General features: G+C 66.3%; 15 protein-coding genes. 5 read left to right on the top strand and 10 right to left on the bottom strand.

What is annotated here, in order from left to right; translation table 11 throughout:
* Positions 1-2: 2 nt before the first annotated feature.
* Together MB818_RS06115 and MB818_RS06110 are read left to right on the top strand one after the other, a co-directional pair.
* Complete coding sequence (locus MB818_RS06115; RefSeq protein ID WP_238904416.1) at positions 3-1,172, top strand: amidohydrolase; 1,170 nt, start codon at positions 3-5, stop codon at positions 1,170-1,172.
* A gap of 23 nt (positions 1,173-1,195) precedes the next feature.
* The gene (locus tag MB818_RS06110) at positions 1,196-2,359 is read left to right on the top strand and encodes a M20 aminoacylase family protein (protein WP_234138945.1); all 1,164 of its coding nucleotides are present in this window, start codon (positions 1,196-1,198) and stop codon (positions 2,357-2,359) included.
* 63 nt (positions 2,360-2,422) lie between these two features.
* On the opposite strand, the gene MB818_RS06105 is transcribed toward MB818_RS06110, so the two are convergent.
* The 8 genes from MB818_RS06105 to moaA all read right to left on the bottom strand — a co-directional run bounded on the left by MB818_RS06105 (position 2,423) and on the right by moaA (position 11,776).
* Positions 2,423-3,715, bottom strand: a complete 1,293-nt coding sequence (locus MB818_RS06105) for an amidohydrolase family protein (RefSeq protein ID WP_234138946.1) — start codon at positions 3,713-3,715, stop codon at positions 2,423-2,425.
* A gap of 9 nt (positions 3,716-3,724) precedes the next feature.
* Positions 3,725-4,666, bottom strand: coding sequence for an ABC transporter permease (locus tag MB818_RS06100; protein WP_234139053.1), 942 nt, complete (start codon positions 4,664-4,666; stop codon positions 3,725-3,727).
* A complete protein-coding gene (locus MB818_RS06095; RefSeq protein WP_430539560.1) occupies positions 4,666-5,736 on the bottom strand; it encodes an ABC transporter permease in 1,071 nt (356 codons plus the stop codon). Before MB818_RS06095 ends, MB818_RS06100 begins: the two co-directional genes overlap by 1 nt.
* The gene (locus tag MB818_RS06090) at positions 5,736-7,253 is read right to left on the bottom strand and encodes an ABC transporter ATP-binding protein (protein WP_238904414.1); all 1,518 of its coding nucleotides are present in this window, start codon (positions 7,251-7,253) and stop codon (positions 5,736-5,738) included. The genes MB818_RS06095 and MB818_RS06090 overlap by 1 nt, the downstream gene beginning before the upstream one ends.
* A gap of 41 nt (positions 7,254-7,294) precedes the next feature.
* The gene (locus MB818_RS06085; RefSeq protein WP_234138949.1) at positions 7,295-8,284 is read right to left on the bottom strand and encodes a BMP family protein; all 990 of its coding nucleotides are present in this window, start codon (positions 8,282-8,284) and stop codon (positions 7,295-7,297) included.
* A gap of 128 nt (positions 8,285-8,412) precedes the next feature.
* A complete protein-coding gene (locus MB818_RS06080) occupies positions 8,413-9,468 on the bottom strand; it encodes a glycosyltransferase family 4 protein (protein ID WP_238904412.1) in 1,056 nt (351 codons plus the stop codon).
* Positions 9,468-10,766, bottom strand: coding sequence for a 3-deoxy-D-manno-octulosonic acid transferase (locus tag MB818_RS06075; RefSeq protein ID WP_238904410.1), 1,299 nt, complete (start codon positions 10,764-10,766; stop codon positions 9,468-9,470). The genes MB818_RS06080 and MB818_RS06075 overlap by 1 nt, the downstream gene beginning before the upstream one ends.
* 2 nt (positions 10,767-10,768) lie before the next feature.
* Entirely contained in the window at positions 10,769-11,776 is a 1,008-nt protein-coding gene (gene moaA / locus MB818_RS06070) for a GTP 3',8-cyclase MoaA (protein ID WP_234143487.1), read from the bottom strand.
* 91 nt (positions 11,777-11,867) lie between these two features.
* Here moaA and MB818_RS06065 point away from each other — a divergent pair, with 91 nt between their 5' ends.
* Positions 11,868-12,320: a hypothetical protein gene (locus tag MB818_RS06065; protein WP_238904408.1), complete on the top strand. Its 453-nt coding sequence runs from the start codon at positions 11,868-11,870 to the stop codon at positions 12,318-12,320.
* On the opposite strand, the gene MB818_RS06060 is transcribed toward MB818_RS06065, so the two are convergent.
* A complete protein-coding gene (locus MB818_RS06060) occupies positions 12,308-12,994 on the bottom strand; it encodes a DNA alkylation repair protein (protein ID WP_238904406.1) in 687 nt (228 codons plus the stop codon). The genes MB818_RS06065 and MB818_RS06060 overlap by 13 nt on opposite strands.
* Before the next feature lie 76 nt (positions 12,995-13,070).
* Positions 13,071-14,423: a bifunctional UDP-N-acetylglucosamine diphosphorylase/glucosamine-1-phosphate N-acetyltransferase GlmU gene (gene glmU, locus MB818_RS06055; RefSeq protein WP_234138955.1), complete on the bottom strand. Its 1,353-nt coding sequence runs from the start codon at positions 14,421-14,423 to the stop codon at positions 13,071-13,073.
* Positions 14,424-14,542: 119 nt separating this feature from the next.
* On the opposite strand from glmU, the gene MB818_RS06050 reads away from it, so the two are divergent.
* Together MB818_RS06050 and MB818_RS06045 are read left to right on the top strand one after the other, a co-directional pair.
* Positions 14,543-15,205 carry an HAD-IA family hydrolase gene (locus tag MB818_RS06050; RefSeq protein ID WP_234138956.1) on the top strand — a complete coding sequence of 221 codons (663 nt, stop codon included), beginning with the start codon at positions 14,543-14,545 and terminating at the stop codon, positions 15,203-15,205.
* Between the two features lie 73 nt (positions 15,206-15,278).
* Entirely contained in the window at positions 15,279-16,469 is a 1,191-nt protein-coding gene (locus MB818_RS06045) for a DegT/DnrJ/EryC1/StrS family aminotransferase (protein WP_238904403.1), read from the top strand.
* Positions 16,470-16,502 lie beyond the last annotated feature (33 nt).

Raw genomic sequence — 16,502 nt, 5'->3', positions numbered from 1 at the left:
CGATGCCGGTCAGAAACCGATTTGCCGAGTTGCAGGATCAGATCGCCGAATGGCGACGTGACATCCATGCCCATCCCGAGACCCGCTTTGAAGAGCACCGTACCAGTGCGCTGGTGGCCGAGCGGCTGCGCGCCTTTGGCTGCGACATGGTGGAAACCGGGGTCGGGCAGACCGGCGTTGTCGGCGTTATTCACGGACGCCAAACCGGCTCGGGCCGGGTGATGGCGTTCCGCGCCGATATGGACGCGCTGCCGATCACCGAGGCGACCGGGTTGCCGCATGCCTCGACCCATCCGGGCAAGATGCATGCATGCGGCCATGACGGGCATACAGCAATGCTGCTGGGCGCGGCGCAATATCTGGCCGAGACCCGCAATTTCGACGGCACCGTGGTGCTGTTGTTCCAGCCCGCCGAAGAGGGCGGCGGCGGCGCCAAGGCGATGCTGGCCGACGGGGTGATGGACCGCCACGGCGTGACCGAGGTCTATGGCCTGCACAATTGGCCCGGCCTGCCGGCGGGCCAGTTCGGCTTACGCGAAGGGCCGATGATGGCGGCCACGGATTTCTTTGAAATCCGGGTGCAGGGCCGTGGCGGGCACGGGGCCATGCCGCATCTGACCGCCGATGCCACGCTGGCCGCAGCGCAACTGACCGTGGCCCTGCAACAGGTGGTGGCGCGCAATGTCGATCCGCTGAAACCGGCGGTGCTGTCGGTCTGTTCGCTGCGCACCGACAGCGACGCTCATAACGTCATCGCCGACAGCGCTCTGATCAAGGGAACGGTGCGCTACCTGCACCCCGAGGTGCAGGCGCGGATCCGTGCACGCATCGCCGAGGTGGCCCGTGCCACAGCCGAGGCGCATGGCGCAACGGCCGAGCTGAACTACATGCAGCTGGTGCCGGTCACCAGCAACCCGGCCCCCGGTGCGGCCCATGCGGCCGAGGCGGCCCGGGCTGTGACCGGCCAGGCGCCGCTGGAGATCGACCCGGTGATGGGGGGCGAGGATTTTGCCGATATGCTGGCCGAACGCCCCGGCGCCTTCATCTTTCTGGGCAATGGCGACAGCGCCGATCTGCACCACCCCGCCTATGAATTCAACGACGCGGCCATCCCCGCCGGATGCAGCTGGTTCGCCACGCTGGCCGAGCAGCGAATGCCGCTTAATCCCTGATGTGACGCAAGAGGAAACACACTATGCCCGTCAAGAACCGCTTTGCAGAATTGCAATCCGAGATCACAGAATGGCGCCGGGATATCCATGAGAACCCGGAAATCCTGTTCGAAACCCATCGGACCAGCGCGCTGGTTGCCGAAAAATTGCAAGAGTTCGGCTGTGACGAGGTGGTCACTGGCATCGGCCGCACCGGCGTTGTCGGTGTCATCAAGGGCAAGAGCGACAGCAAGGGCAAGGTGATCGGGTTGCGCGCCGACATGGACGCGCTGCCGATCCACGAACAGACCGGGCTCGACTATGCCTCGAAAACGCCCAACGCCATGCATGCCTGCGGCCATGACGGCCATACCGCGATGCTGTTGGGGGCGGCCAAATACCTGGCCGAGACCCGGAATTTCGACGGTACCGTGGTGGTGATCTTCCAGCCCGCCGAAGAGGGCGGCGGTGGCGGTCGCGAGATGTGCGAGGATGGCATGATGGACCGCTGGAACATCCAGGAGGTTTACGGCATGCACAACTGGCCCGGCGCGCCCGTGGGTAGTTTCGCGATCCGGCCCGGTGCCTTCTTTGCCGCCACCGACCAGTTCGACATCACCTTCGAGGGACGCGGCGGCCATGCGGCCAAACCGCATGACACGATCGACACCACGGTGATGACCGCTCAGGCGGTGCTGGCGCTACAAACCATCGCCAGCCGTAACGCTGACCCGATTGATCAGGTGGTGGTCTCGGTCACCTCGTTCGAGACCTCGTCAAAGGCGTTCAACGTCATCCCGCAACGGGTGCAGATCAAGGGCACCGTGCGCACCATGTCCAGGGACATGCGCGATCTGGCCGAGAAGCGTATCAACGAGATCTGTTCGGGCATCGCGGCCACCTTCGGCGGTACCGCCGATATCCGCTATATCCGGGGCTATCCGGTGATGGTGAACTCGGACGAGCAGACCGAGTTCGCCGCAAAGGTGGCACGCGATGTGTCGGGCGGCTGTGACGAGGCGGCGCTGGTCATGGGCGGCGAGGATTTCGCCTATATGCTGGAGGAACGCCCCGGCGCCTATATTCTGGTCGGCAATGGCGACACCGCGATGGTGCATCACCCCGAATACAACTTCAACGACGAGGCCATTCCGGCGGGATGCAGCTGGTGGGCCGAGATCGTCGAACAGCGGATGCCCGCCGCCTGAGCAAGAAACAGGGAGAGGCGCCGCCTCTCCCATAGCCTCGCAAGGCGCGTGCCACCCAGATCGTTACCCGGTCTGCGGTGGTGCGAATGCGGTCTCGTCCAGTCCCGACCAGCCATCCGTGCCAGCCAGTTCATGGGTTACCGGAGCCGAGCGGCAGATCACCGCGCCCTTGCGGATGGTGGCCAGGCGATGGGCGCGCAGGCGGATCGCCTCGATCCGGTCGCGCGCCTGTAACAGCACGAAATTCGCGGCGCAGCCCTTGGCCAGACCATAACCGTCGAGCCCCATGATCCGGGCCGAATTCTCGGTGACCGCGTCAAAGCACCAGTCCATGTCGGCGCGGCTGGACAATTGCCCCACATGCAGCCCCATGAAAGCCACGTCGAGCATGCAGGCGCGGCCCAGAGAATACCACGGATCCATCACGCAATCCGAGCCGAAGCCCACGGTGATGCCCGCATCGCGCAGCTCGCGCACGCGCGTCTGGCCGCGCCGTTTGGGATAGCTGTCGTGCCGGCCCTGCAACATGATGTTGATCAGTGGGTTGGGGATGGCATGAACCCCGGCCTCGACCATCAGCGGGATCAGTTTCGAGACATAGTAGTTGTCCATCGAGTGCATCGAGGTCAGGTGCGAACCCGCCACCCGGCCCTGAAGGCCCAGGCGCCGGGTCTCATAGGCCAGCGTCTCGATATGGCGGCTCAGGGGATCGTCGCTCTCGTCGCAATGCATGTCGACCATCAACCCGCGCTCGGCCGCGATCTCGCACAAGAGGCGCACGCTTTCGGCGCCATCGGCCATGGTGCGCTCGAAATGCGGGATGCCGCCCACCACATCGACGCCCATGTCCAGCGCCCGCACGGTGTTGGCCATCGCGGTCGGGTCGCGCAGCACCCCGTCCTGGGGAAAGGCCACCAGTTGCAGGTCGAGCCGGTCCTTGACCCGCTCGCGCACCTCCAGAAGGGCCTGCACGCCTTTCAATTCGTCGTCGCAGGTGTCCACATGGCTGCGGATCGCGCCGATCCCCTTGGCCACCGCCAGATCGCAATAGCGCAGCGCGCGGGCAATGATGTCATCGATCGACTGGATCGGCTTCAACTCGCCCCACAGCGCGATCCCCTCCAGCAGCGTGCCCGAGACGTTCATGCGCGGCGTGCCCAGCGACAGGGTTGCGTCCATGTGGAAATGCGGATCGACAAAGGGCGGCGAGACCAGGTTGCCGCCCGCCTCGATCACCGTGCCCGCCTCGGCGGTGATGCCGGGTTCGACGGCGGCGATCAGGCCATCCTTGCAGGCGATATCGACGCCGCTCTGCCCGTCGGGCAGATTGGCGTTCTTGACGATCAGGTCGAACATGGCAGGCTCCTATCGTTGGCCCTTGAACCAGGGTTGCAGCAATGCGCGCGGATAGTCGGCAGAGCGCGCGGCGATGACAAGGGCGATGATGGAGAGGATATAGGGCGCCATCAGGAACACCTGTCCCGGCACCAGCGCACCCATCTCGGTCTGCAAACGGACCTGAAGTGCATCGAAGGCGCCAAACAACAGCGCCCCGAACAGCGCCTTGCCCGGTCGCCAGCTGGCAAAGATCACCAGCGCGATACAGACCCAGCCGCGTCCGTTGACCATGCCGAAAAAGAAGGCGTCGAACGCGCTCATCGTCAGGAAGGCGCCGCCAAGCGCCATCAGCGCCGACCCCGCCACGATGGCACCGATCCGCAGCCCATAGACCGACAGGCCCTGCGCATCGACACTGTCGGGATTGTCGCCCACCGCCTGAATGGCCACCCCCAGCGCGGTGCGGTTCAGCACGTACCAGACCAGCCCAACCATCATCAGTGCCAGCCAGGTCAGCGCCGTCTGCTGAAACAGGACCGGCCCGAGGAAGGGCAGATCGGACAGCATCGGCAGGTCCAGCGGCTGAAACGGCTCGATCCGGGGAGGGGACGAGACATTGGGCAGCGCGGTGCGATAGGTGAAATAACTGACCGAGGTGGCAAACAAGGTGATGCCAAGGCCCGAGACATGTTGCGACAGGCCCAGCGGCACGGTCAGGATCGCGTGCAGCAGGCCAAAGAAGGCCCCGGCCAGCGCCGCCACCAACACGCCGCCCCACAGGCCCGCGCCCAGCCAGACCGCCATCCAGCCGCACATGGCGCCGACCACGAATATCCCCTCGATACCAAGGTTCAGCACGCCCGCGCGTTCACAGATCAGCGCGCCCAGCACGCCGAAGATCAGCGGGGTCGCGATCCGCAGGCTTGCGGCCCAGAAGCTTTCGCTGAGCAGGATGTTCAAGATGTCCATCATGACGCGGCCCTTCCCGTGCCCGAGCGGATGATCCGGTAGCGGGCGATGAAGCCGCCCACCAGAACGCAGAGCAGCGACATCGACACCACCAGATCGGCCAGAAAGGACGATACTCCCATCGCCCGGCTCATGCTGTCTGCTCCGACAAAGACCGAGGCGATGAACAGGGCGGCGATGACCACCCCCACCGGCGACAGGCCCGCCAGCATGGCCACCACGATGCCGGTATAGCCGAAACCGGGCGACAGGTCGGCGGTCAGATAACCCTTGAGGCCCGCGACCTCGCTGACGCCCGCCAGCCCGGCCAGCCCGCCCGAGATGATCGCCACGCCAAACAGCGAACGGTTGACGTTGATCCCGGCATGGCGGGCGGCGGCGGCGTTCTCGCCCACCGCGCGCAGCCGGAACCCCCAGACCGAGCGCGCCAGCATGAACTGCGCCACCGCCGCCAGAACCAGCGCTAGGATCAGCCCGGAATGCACCCGCATCCGGTCCATCAGTGGCGGCAGCATGCCCTGGTCGAGGATCGGCGCCGATTGCGGCCAGCCGAGCCCCATCGGATCCTTGAGCGGTCCTTCGAGCATCATTTGCAGGAAAATCAGGATGATGAAGTTCAACAGAAGCGTGGTCACCACCTCGTCGGCGCCAAAGCGCGATTTGAGGTAGGTCGGCACCGCCATGCCCGCCGCCCCGGCCGCAGCACCAAGGATCACGATCAGCGGCACCAGCACCAGCCCCGGCAGGTCGAGCCAGCCGGCGCCGACCGCCACCGCCGCCATGGCGCCAAGGTAAAGCTGCCCCTCGGCTCCGATGTTCCAGAGCTTGGCGCGAAAGGCCAGCGCGGCGGCCAGTCCGGTAAAGATCAGCGGTGTCGCGCGGGTCAGCATCTCGGACAGGGCAAAGACCGAGCCAAAGACGCCCTTGACCATCTCGCCATAGGCCGTGATCGGGTTGGCGCCCGCCGCCATCAGCGGAATGGCGGCAAAGGCCAGCGCGATCACGGCAGAAAGCACCGGAATGCCCAGGTCCATGGTGCGCGACCTGTGTTGGCGCGGTTCAATCCGGATCATGCCGCCTCTCCTGCCATCATCAATCCAATCCGCTCGCGGTCATGGCTGCCGGTCTCGACAATCTGGCCGTCGCGGATCACCACGACCCGGTCGGCCAGGCCCAGGATCTCGTCCAGATCCTCGGAAATCAGCACGATCCCGGCGCCGCGTTCGCGGGCCTCGAGCAGGCGCCGCCCGACCTCGGCCGCCGCCCCCATGTCCAGGCCGCGTGTCGGCTGGTTGGCCAGGATCAGGCGGGGCGCGCGTTCGAACACCCGCGCAAGGATCAGTTTCTGGATGTTGCCACCAGAGAGCAGCCGCGCAGGTGCCGTCACGCCCGGACCACGCACGTCATAGGCACGGGCCAGTTCCTCGGCATGGGTCGCGATCGCCTCGCGCCGGAGCAGCCCGCGCGATTGCACCTGCGGGTCGTCAAGCCTCTCGATCACCATGTTCTCGGCCACGCTCATGGCGCCGACGATGCCCTCGTGATGGCGGTCCTCGGGGATGCGCCCGACACCGGCGCGCACCATCCTGGCGGGAGAGGGACGGGGGATCTCGCTCCCATCCACCCGGATATGCCCGGCGGTGGGGACGGAAAGGCCCGAGATCACGTTGGCCAGCGCGCTTTGCCCGTTGCCCGAGATACCCGCAACGCCAAGGATCTCATGGGCATGCACGGTCAGATCGGCCTGTTTCAGGCTGTCGCGCTGGGACCGGCCCGCGACCGAAACCCCCTGCAAATGCAGCACCGGGGCACCCGGCGCCATGGCGCTGCGCGCGATGCGGGGGGTGTCGGCGCCCACCATCATCCGGGCAATCGCCGCCTCGTCGGCCTCGGATGTGGCCATCTCTCCCACCTTGCGCCCATGGCGCAGCACCGCGATCCGGTCGGAAAAGGCCAGCACCTCGCGCAGCTTGTGCGAGATGAAGATCACCGACAGGCCCTCGGTCGTCATCGCCTTGATGCTGGCAAACAGCGTATCGGCCTCTTGCGGGGTCAGCACCGCGGTGGGTTCGTCCAGCACCAGGATGCGGGCATCGCGATAAAGCGCCTTGAGGATCTCGACCCTCTGCCGCTCGCCCACGGAAAGGCGGCCCACCGGCACGTTCAGCGGCGCCTTGAGCCCGCTATGGGCCATGATCGCCTCGATCCGTGTCCGCGCGCCGCGCCGGTCGCGGCGGATCGCGCGCAGCGGTTCCGCGCCCAGCGTGATGTTGTCCAGCGCATTCAGGTTCTCGGCCAGGGTGAAATGCTGGTGCACCATGCCCACGCCGGCGGCCAGCGCCGCCTGCGGATGGCCCAGCGGCAGGGGCGCAAGATGCCCGGCCTCGTCCGCCACCTCGACTGTTCCCGCGTCGGGCAGGTAATGCCCGAACAGCATGTTCATCAGCGTGGTCTTGCCCGCGCCGTTTTCGCCCAGCAACGCCAGCACCTCGCCGCGCGCCAGCGACAGGCTGACATCGTCATTGGCCACCACCGGGCCAAAGCGCTTGCTGAGCCCGTTCAGCCTGAGAACCGTTCTATCCGTCATGGGGAAACGGGCTGGCGGTCACCCCGCCAGCCCCGCTTTCATCAGTTGTCCGAGACCGGGCGGTCGTCGTTCACGTTGACACGGAACAGGCCGTCCAGAATCTCGGCTTCCTTGGCCTTGACCGCCGTGACCGTTTCCGGTGCGACCAGGGTCTCGTCCATCACCAGCGAACCGCCGCCATAGGCCATGAAACTGTACTGGCCATAATCGGCGGCCTCGAAACTGCCACCCGCGACATTCTCGATCGCCTTGTCGATGGTGGCCTCCATGTGCCACAGCGCCGAGGCGACGATGGTGCCGGGATAATCGCCCGAGGTGTCGATCACGTTGCCGACCGCCTTGACGCCGCGCTCGACCGCGGCGTCAGAGACGCCAAAGCGTTCGGCATACATCACGTCCGCGCCCGCATCCATCATCGCAAAGGCGCTTTCCTTGGCCTTGGGCGGGTCATACCAGCTGTCGATGAAATTGACGATGAACTTGACGTCGGGGTTGACCGAGCGCGCGCCGTCCATGAACGCATGCATCAGCCGGTTCACCTCGGGGATGGCATAGCCGCCGACCATGCCGATCACGTTCGATTCGGTGGCGGCACCGGCCACCATGCCGGTCAGATAGCTGGGTTCGTGGATCCAGTTGTCGAAGACCGAGAAATTCGGTGCCACCGGCCCGAAGGACGATCCCATCAGAAAGGCGGTGTCGGGATAGTCCTTGGCCACCTTGCGTGCGGCGCGTTCCAGACCGAACACCTCGCCCACGATCAGTTGTGCACCCTGTTCGGCATATTCGCGCATTACCCTTTCATAATCGGTATTTGCGACATTCTCCGAGAAGGTATAGTCGATATCGCCGCGGTCGGCGGCGGTGTTCAGCGCCTTGTGAATGCGGCTGATCCATTGCTGTTCGACCGGCAACGTGTAGATGGCCGCGACCTTGACCTTTTCGGCGGCGGCAGCCCCCGCCGTCATCAGGGCCGAAGCTGCGACTGCCGCAGCAAGCATGACCCTGCGCGTGATTGATGTGTTCTTCATGATCCTCTCCTGCTTTTTTCAGGAAGCGGAGCATTATTTTACCGATTAGTCAATTTTTTCACGCAGGTACCTGTGTAAACGGGGCTTGATTTCGGCCGTCCTGCCTCCGGTTTGCGCATCTGGCCGGGTCAGGCCTTGGGGGCAGCCTGCGACCAGAGCTGTTGATAGACTTCCTCGATCCCCGCGGCCTCGCGCGCGGCGCTGAAACTCTCGACCGCGATCTCACGGGCGGCAAGGGCGGCGGCACCGTGGATATCCTCGTCAACCAGCAGCGCACGGGCAACCTCGGCCCCTTGGCTCGGATTTTCCAGCGGCACCACCCGCCCGGTGCGGCCCTGGGCCGAGAATTCGCGAAAAAAGCCGGTGTCCGAGCCGACAAAGGGCACGCCCGAGGCCATCGCCTCGAGCGGGACCATGCCATAGCCCTCGTAGCGGGGCAGTTGCACCACCAGCGACAGGGCGCGCATCAGGTCCGGCAGGCGGTCGGGCGGCACCTCGTCGATGAAACGAATGCGGTCGATCATGCCGGCGCGCTGCACCTTGTCCTTGAGGGTCAGGGCGAATTTCTGGTGTTCCTTGGTGGCGCGGCCCACCACCAGCGCCACCGCGCCCGGCATTTCGGGCAAGAGGCGCAGCATCGCCTCGACAAAGAGATCGGTGCCCTTCTCCGGGCGCACCCGCCCGATGGTGGCAATGCCGAAGTCGCCGCCATAGCCCTGCGCCGCCCAGGCGGCGGGGCGGTCGGGGGCGGGGGAGAAGCGATCTGTATCGACGCCATGGGGCACCACCGCGCGCACATGCGGGACAAAGCTTGCCGCCGCGTCCGAGGTGGCCACCACCGCATCCATCCGGCTGATCAGCCAGCGCGGAAAGGCCGAATGCCGCCGGATCGCGGCCGAGGTAAAGACGATACGGATCGGCAGGCGCAGCACGTCGCGCGCCCAGAGCGCGGTCTGCATCTCGGGGTTGCGGCGCACATGCCAGATGGCAAAGGGCTTGCCCGGCGGCGGCGTGCGCGACAGCGCGCGGGCGGCGCGGGCGCTGATCGGTGCGGGGCAGCCGGGCAGGGCGTGGCCCACCAACGCCAGATCGTGGGTCGCGACCTGCTGTCGGATCACATTTGCCGCCGTGGCCGAGACGCCGGTGAAGTTGCGGTTGAAATTGGTGACGAAGAGATCGGGCATCAATCCAGTCCCAGCCGGGTTGTGAGCGTGTCGATGACCCCCTCCAGCGCGGTTTCCTGCGCGGCGACCAGTGCGCGCGCCTGGGTGCGGGCGGTGTCAAACGCCTCTGTATCGTCCAGCCAGCGGCGGACGGCGCGGGCCAGCGGAGCGGCGCCTGTTACCTCTATGGCGCCACCGCTCGCAATCAATGGCTGAAAGGTTTCGGCAAAGTTGAAATAGCCCGGTCCAGTAATCACCGCCGCGCCCGTCTGGGCCGGTTCGAACGGGTTATGGCCGCCGATCTCGCGCAGCGAGCCGCCGAGGAAGACCAGCGGGCAAAGCGCGTACCAGGTGCCGGTCTCGCCCAGCGTGTCGGCCAGATAGACCTGCGTGCCGGGGGTGATGCTCTCGCCGATGCTGCGGCGGGCGGATGTGAGTCCGGCACCTGTTATCAGCGTCGACACTTCAGTGCCGCGCTCGGGGTGGCGCGGGATCAGCAAGAGCAACAGGTCAGGGTGGTCGGCCAGCAATTGGCGATGCGCTTCCAGCACCACCTCTTCCTCGCCCGGATGGGTGGAACTGGCGACCCAGATCGGGCGGGGACCGATGGCGGCACGCATCTCTGTCAGCAGGGCGGTATCGACCGGCAGCGGCCCGGCCATAGCCTTGAGGTTGGTGCCAGGCGTGACCCGCGCCGGGTCGGCGCCCATGGCGATCAGGTTGTCGGCGGTCTGCCGGTTCTGGGTCAGGAACAGGCGAAAGCGATCGAGGAGAAAGCGCGCAGTCGAGGGGAACCGTTGCCAGCCGCGCACCGATTTCTCGGACAGGCGGGCATTCAAGAGGGCCAGCGGCACTCCGGCGCGGGCGCCCTCGACGATCATGCGCGGCCAAAGCTCGCTTTCGACAAACACCGCCGCGTCGGGGCGCCAGTGGCGATAGAAGCGCGCCACAGGGCCCGGCCCGTCGAGTGGGGCGAACTGGTGACGGCAGCGCGGCGGCATCCGCCGCGCGATCAGATCGGCCGAGGTGGGCGTACCCGAGGTGATCAGGAACTCGAGGTTCGGCAGCCGCTCGCCCATGCGGGTGATCAGGCGCAGCACCGACAGGCTCTCGCCGACGCTGGCGGCATGGAACCAAACGAGCCGACCTGGGGGGCGTGGCAGGCTGGCATGGCCCAGCCGCTCGTGTTGACGCTCCAAGGGCACTTCGGCGCGGCGCAGCTTTTTGCGGACCGCGCGCCACGCAAACGGAACCAGCACCGACGAGGCCGCGCGATAAAGATGATAGAGCGGGGTCGGCGACAGGCCGGGGCCGGACACGGTCAGCCGCCCGTGTGGCTCATGTGCCGGGACATCCTGCCGTCGACCTGCTGGCGGGAATAGTCGAAATCATGGCCCTTGGGTTTCAGCCCGATAGCGGCACGGATCGCCTGTTCCAGCGGTTCCTCGCTGCCCGGATGGTCGCGCAGCGGCTTGCGCAGGTCGGCCATGTCCTCTTGGCCGAGGCACATATACAGCTCACCCGTGCAGGTCAGGCGCACCCGGTTGCAGCTTTCGCAGAAATTATGGCTGAGCGGGGTGATGAAGCCGATCTTTTGCCCGGTCTCCTCCAGCCGCACATAGCGCGCCGGGCCACCGGTGCGTTCGGACAGGTCGGTGACACGGTAGTGGTTTTCATACTCCGCGCGCACGTCCTTGAGCGACCAGAACTGGCCCAGCCGGTTCTCGTTGCCGATATCGCCCATCGGCATGACCTCGATCCAGGTCAGGTCCATGTCGCGTTCGGCGCACCATTCGGTGATGCGCGGCAGTTCTTCCTCGTTGAAGCCCTTGAGCGCCACCGCGTTGATCTTGATCCTGAGGCCTGCCCGCTGGGCCGCGTCGATGCCGCGCAGAACCTGCGGCAGGCGGCCCCAGCGGGTGATGTCGGCGAATTTCTGATCGTCCAGCGTATCAAGCGAGACATTCACCCGGCGCACGCCCGCGGCATAAAGCTGATCGGCAAAGCGCTCCAGCTGCGAACCATTGGTGGTCAGTGTCAGCTCTTTCAGTGCGCCGCTGTCCAGATGCCGTGTCATGCCGTTGAAAAAGGTCATGATGTCGCGACGCACCAGCGGCTCGCCGCCGGTGATACGCAGCTTCTCCACTCCCATGCGGACAAAGGTCGAGCACATGCGGTCCAGCTCTTCCAGCGTCAGAAGCTCTTTCTTGGGCAGAAAGGTCATGTTTTCCGACATGCAATAGACGCAGCGGAAATCGCAGCGGTCTGTGACGGAGACGCGCAGATAGGTGATGGCGCGCTGGAACGGGTCGATAAGCGGAGCTGTCATGGCGACATAGGTAAAGCGGGTCGCTGCCAGCGGCAAGGGCGATGTGGGTTTGGGCTGGCGCAGGCCCGCTCTCTGGCGCTAGGGTCGGGCCATGAGATACCTGGTTCTGATTTCCCTCGTGGCGCTGGCGGGCTGTGACCGCGTGCGCACCACCACCGACAAGCTGTTCGGGGGCGACAAGGCCCCGGAAACCACCGCCGCGCCGCAGGCCGAAACCGCGCCCGAAGAGGCCGCCGAGGCCGCAACGCCCGAGGCCGAAACGGCCGCGCCACCTGCCGACATCCTTCCCGGATGGGAGGGCGCGCGACAGACCGTGGCCGGTCTGGGCGATCCCACGATTCCGGGCCGCTGGATGGAGACCGCGCTGGTCGAGCAGGAGCGCAATGGCCGTGTAGTGGTGCGCAAGACGGGCGCCATCGCCCATGTCACCCTGATTCCTGGCGGCGGCGATCCGGGCAGCGGCAGCCGCCTGTCACTTGAGGCGATGCGGGCGCTGCTGGCGCCGATCGACGAGCTGGTGGAACTCGACGTCTATTCCAACTGAGCTTTCAGGTATTTGCCCGCCTCTTTGCGGGCAAATGCCTTCATGGCGGGGCCGTGTTCGGCCAGAAAGGCGCGCACCGCTTCGGGATCGTGCTTGGAATGGTCGCGCAGCCACCAGGCCACCGATTTCTGGATGAACCAGTCGCGGTCGGGCACATAATCCGCCGCCCAGCCCAGGATGCGGTCGCGCGCGGCGGTATCGGCGGGTTTGGGGTTGCTCATCTTGGCCCAGGGCAGGGTGGTTACCAGCGCGGCGCGCCGGGTCCACATGTGGTCCGAGCGGGTCCAGTCTTCGACCTGGTCCAGCCGCGCCGGATCGGCCACCAGCCGTTTCTGCATCGCCATCGCCGCATGATCGGCAATTGCCCAGGCATCGAAATCGGGCAGCCACGACAGCAGCAGGTCCCAGACCGCGTCCTCAGGGCGGATGCGGGCCTGGGTCAATAGCTTGGCGGCAGCCACCCGCGCCTCGTGGATATCGGTCTGCCAAAGCGCCTTGGCCAGCGCCACCCGGTCGGGAACAGCCAACTGTTGCCGCCAGGCCCGGCTCAGATCGTTCAGCACCGGGTTGGCGACCCCCAGATAGACGCGCGGAGCCTTGTGATAGGCGGCCATCTCGGCGGCGCGTTCGGGGTCGGCATGGGCGCGGATCTGGTCGAGATAGGGGCTGAGCATGGCGTCCTCCACGGGCGGGGTAGTGACAACCGGCGCGGGCGCCGGTTGTCGTGAACCTGTCGCAGGCAGAGGCGCGTCAGGTGTCTTTCTGCTTGCGGGCCTTCTTGGCGCGCAGCATGTCAAACAGCTTGCGCGCGCGGTCGGGCTTGTTCTCCTGCTTGGTGCGGGCAACGGCCAGCGCGTCGGGTTCGACATCGCGGGTCACCACGGTGCCGGTCGCGGTCATCGCACCGTCGCCCAAGGTGACCGGCGCCACCAGCATCGTGTTCGAGCCGATAAAGACATTGGCGCCGATGGTGGTGCGGTGCTTCATCACGCCGTCATAATTGCAGGTGATGGTCCCGGCGCCGATATTGCTGTTCGCGCCGATGCTGGCATCGCCGATATAGGTCAGGTGGTTGACCTTGGCACCTTCGCCGATCTCGGCATTCTTGATCTCGACGAAATTGCCGATGCGGGCATTTTCGGCCAGTTCGGCACCGGGGCGCAGGCGGGCATAGGGGCCGACCACCGCGCCCTGGCTGACATGGCAGCCCTCGAGATGCGAGAATGCGCGGATGGTGGCACCGCTTTCCACCGTGACGCCGGGGCCGAACACCACGTTGGGCTCGATCACCGTGTCGCGTCCGATCACCGTATCGGCGGCAAGATAAACGGTGTCCGGCGCCATCAGGGTGACGCCCAGATCCAGCAACTCGGCCCGGGCGCGCTCCTGAAAGATCGCGTCTGCCGCTGCCAGATCGGCGCGCGAGTTGACGCCCAGCGTCTGCGCCTCGTCACAGGCCACCGCGGTCACCGCCAGCCCCTGTTTGCGCGCGATCTCGACCACGTCGGTCAGGTAATATTCGCCCGAGGCATTGTCATTGCCCACCGCCGCGATGAGGCCGAACAGGGTTTCCGCGTTGCAGGCCAAAAGGCCCGAGTTGCAGAAGCGGATCGCGCGCTCGGTTTCGGTGGCATCCTTGAACTCGACGATCCGTTCCAGGCTGTCGCCCTGCATCACGAGGCGACCATACCGGGCGGGGTCGGCGGCCTCGAACCCGAGGATGACCAGGTCGTGGGTCTTGCGGGCGGCCAGCATCCGCTCCAGCGTGTCGGGTTGCAGAAAGGGCGTGTCGCCATAGAGCACGACCACATCGCCCTCGAACCCCTCCAGCGCTGCACGCGCCTGATCGACGGCATGGGCGGTGCCCAGCTGTTCCTCTTGCAGGACGACCGTTGCGCCCTCATCCTCGTCCAGAGCGGCGGCGCGCACGGCTTCGGCACCATGGCCTGCCACGATTACGGTGCGCTCAGGCTCCAGCACGGCGCCGGCGCGCATCGCATGCACCAGCATCGGCACCTGGGCGATCGGGTGCAGAACCTTGGGCAGCTCGGAGTTCATCCGGGTTCCCTTGCCAGCGGCGAGAATGACCAGTGCGGTGCTCATGATGCGTTTTCTCTTTCGTTTTGCTTGCGCCCGTTTTATCCGCTGGGGGCACGGGCGCAAGCGATTGTGCGGACGGGCAGAGACAGGCAGGGGCGCAACATCGCCCGGAAAGGGGCGCGATGCGCACGGTGATCTTCGATCTGGACGGCACGCTGGCCGATACCTCGGGCGACCTGCTGGCCGCGGCCAATCACTGTTTCCGTGACATGGGGCTGGGCGATGTGCTGGTGCCGGGGCAGGATGCAGGCATCGCACTGCGGGGCGGGCGGATGATGCTGACGCGCGGGCTGGAGCGCGCGGGCGCTTATGATGCGGCGACGGTTGACCGCTATTACCCGGTGCTGCTGGAGGCCTATCGCGCGGCGATCGACCATCACAGTTTCCTCTATCCCGGCGCGATGGAGGCGGTCGAGGACCTGCGCGGTCTGGGCTACGGCGTCGGCATCTGCACCAACAAGCCCGAGGCGCTGGCCGACCTGCTGTTGCAACGGCTGGGGGTACGCGACGTCTTTGCCGCGCTGATCGGCGCCGATACGCTGCCGGTGCGCAAGCCCGACCCCGAACCGCTGCGCGCCGCCGCGCGGGCGGCGGGGGGCGATCCGGCGGCCTGCGTCCTGGTGGGTGACAGCGATACCGACCGCAACACCGCGCGTGCCGCTGGCGTGCCCTCGATCCTTGTCACCTTCGGCCCTTCGGGGGCCGATATGGCGGCGCTGGAACCCGAGGCGCTGCTGGACCGGTTCGAGGACCTGCCGCAGGTGGTGACCCGGCTGATCGGATAAAACCCGATTTGGCCTTTGCAAAACTGCATCTCGGCTCTTGACCACCTGTCGGGCGCCGCCTCAGATACCAGTCATGACAGAGACATTCTCGGGTAGTTTCACCCAGCAGGAACCCATTCCGGACGAGGCGATCGAGGCGGCACTGGCGGTGCTGCGTCATGGCCGGTTGCACCGGTACAATCTGGCCAAGGGCGAGTTGGGCGAGACCGCCCTGCTGGAGCAGGAATTCGCCGCCCAAACCGGCGCGCGCTATTGTCTGGCGGTGGCCTCGGGCGGCTATGCGCTGGCCACCGCGTTGCGCGCTGTGGGGGTGAGGCCCGGCGATGCGGTGCTGACCAACGCCTTTACGCTGGCACCGGTGCCCGGCGCCATCGCCTCGGTGGGGGCGCGGCCGGTGTTTGTGGGGGTGACCGAGAGCCTGACCATCGACCTTGACGATCTGGAGGCCAAGGCGGGCACGGCGAGGGTGCTGATGCTGAGCCACATGCGCGGGCATCTGTGCGACATGGACCGGCTGATGCAGATCTGCGACGACGCCGGGATCACCGTGATCGAGGATTGCGCCCATACGATGGGCGCGGCGTGGAACGGCGTGCCTTCGGGGCGGCAGGGCGCGGTCGGCTGCTATTCCTGCCAGACCTACAAGCACGTGAACTCGGGCGAGGGGGGGCTGCTGGTCACCGATGACGAAGAGATCGCGGCGCGGGCGGTGATGATGTCGGGGTCCTATATGCTCTATGAACGTCACCTGGCGGCGCCGGGGCCCGAGGTGTTCGAGCGCATCAAGTACCACACCCCCAATATCTCGGGCCGGATGGACAATCTGCGCGCCGCGATTCTGCGGCCGCAGTTGCGTGCGCTGGATGCGCAGGTGGCGCGCTGGAACGAACGCTATCAGCGGATCGAGGCGGGCTTGCGTGGCACGCCGGGCCTCACGGTGATCGAGCGGCCCGAGGCCGAGACCTATGTCGGCTCGTCCATCCAGTTCCTGCTGCTCGACTGGGCGGCGGACAAGGTGCAGGAGGTGCTGCGCCGCTGTATTGCCCGTGGGGTCGAGCTGAAATGGTTCGGCACGCCTGAACCTGTGGGCTTTACCTCGCGCTATGACAGCTGGCGCTATGCCGAGAGCGCGCCGATGCCTGCCAGCGATCGGGTGCTGGCCGGGATCGTCGACATGCGGGTGCCGCTGACCTTCAGCCTCGAGGATTGCGATCTGATCGCGCGCATCATCCGGGCCGAGGTAGGGGCGGTCCACCAGTCCTGACATCGCGAAACGCCGCGAGGCCGCAAAGGCGCC

The sequence above is a fragment of the Ruegeria alba genome, assembly GCF_022321465.1.
Taxonomy (GTDB): Bacteria; Pseudomonadota; Alphaproteobacteria; order Rhodobacterales; family Rhodobacteraceae; genus Ruegeria_B; species Ruegeria_B alba.
The sequence above is the reverse complement of the archived record's forward strand: the minus strand, read 5'-3'. Positions and strand labels throughout refer to the sequence as shown.

What these genes read in the sequence shown, in the direction of transcription:
- MB818_RS06100 (WP_234139053.1), bottom strand. Translation starts at nt 4,666, where the DNA reads ATGGACATCTTGAACATCCTGCTCAGCGAAAGCTTCTGGGCCGCAAGC.
- MB818_RS06045 (WP_238904403.1), top strand. Translation starts at nt 15,279, where the DNA reads ATGACAGAGACATTCTCGGGTAGTTTCACCCAGCAGGAACCCATTCCG.
- moaA (WP_234143487.1), bottom strand. Translation starts at nt 11,776, where the DNA reads ATGACAGCTCCGCTTATCGACCCGTTCCAGCGCGCCATCACCTATCTG.
- MB818_RS06050 (WP_234138956.1), top strand. Translation starts at nt 14,543, where the DNA reads ATGCGCACGGTGATCTTCGATCTGGACGGCACGCTGGCCGATACCTCG.
- MB818_RS06110 (WP_234138945.1), top strand. Translation starts at nt 1,196, where the DNA reads ATGCCCGTCAAGAACCGCTTTGCAGAATTGCAATCCGAGATCACAGAA.
- MB818_RS06105 (WP_234138946.1), bottom strand. Translation starts at nt 3,715, where the DNA reads ATGTTCGACCTGATCGTCAAGAACGCCAATCTGCCCGACGGGCAGAGC.
- MB818_RS06065 (WP_238904408.1), top strand. Translation starts at nt 11,868, where the DNA reads ATGAGATACCTGGTTCTGATTTCCCTCGTGGCGCTGGCGGGCTGTGAC.
- glmU (WP_234138955.1), bottom strand. Translation starts at nt 14,423, where the DNA reads ATGAGCACCGCACTGGTCATTCTCGCCGCTGGCAAGGGAACCCGGATG.
- MB818_RS06090 (WP_238904414.1), bottom strand. Translation starts at nt 7,253, where the DNA reads ATGACGGATAGAACGGTTCTCAGGCTGAACGGGCTCAGCAAGCGCTTT.
- MB818_RS06060 (WP_238904406.1), bottom strand. Translation starts at nt 12,994, where the DNA reads ATGCTCAGCCCCTATCTCGACCAGATCCGCGCCCATGCCGACCCCGAA.
- MB818_RS06080 (WP_238904412.1), bottom strand. Translation starts at nt 9,468, where the DNA reads ATGCCCGATCTCTTCGTCACCAATTTCAACCGCAACTTCACCGGCGTC.
- MB818_RS06085 (WP_234138949.1), bottom strand. Translation starts at nt 8,284, where the DNA reads ATGAAGAACACATCAATCACGCGCAGGGTCATGCTTGCTGCGGCAGTC.
- MB818_RS06115 (WP_238904416.1), top strand. Translation starts at nt 3, where the DNA reads ATGCCGGTCAGAAACCGATTTGCCGAGTTGCAGGATCAGATCGCCGAA.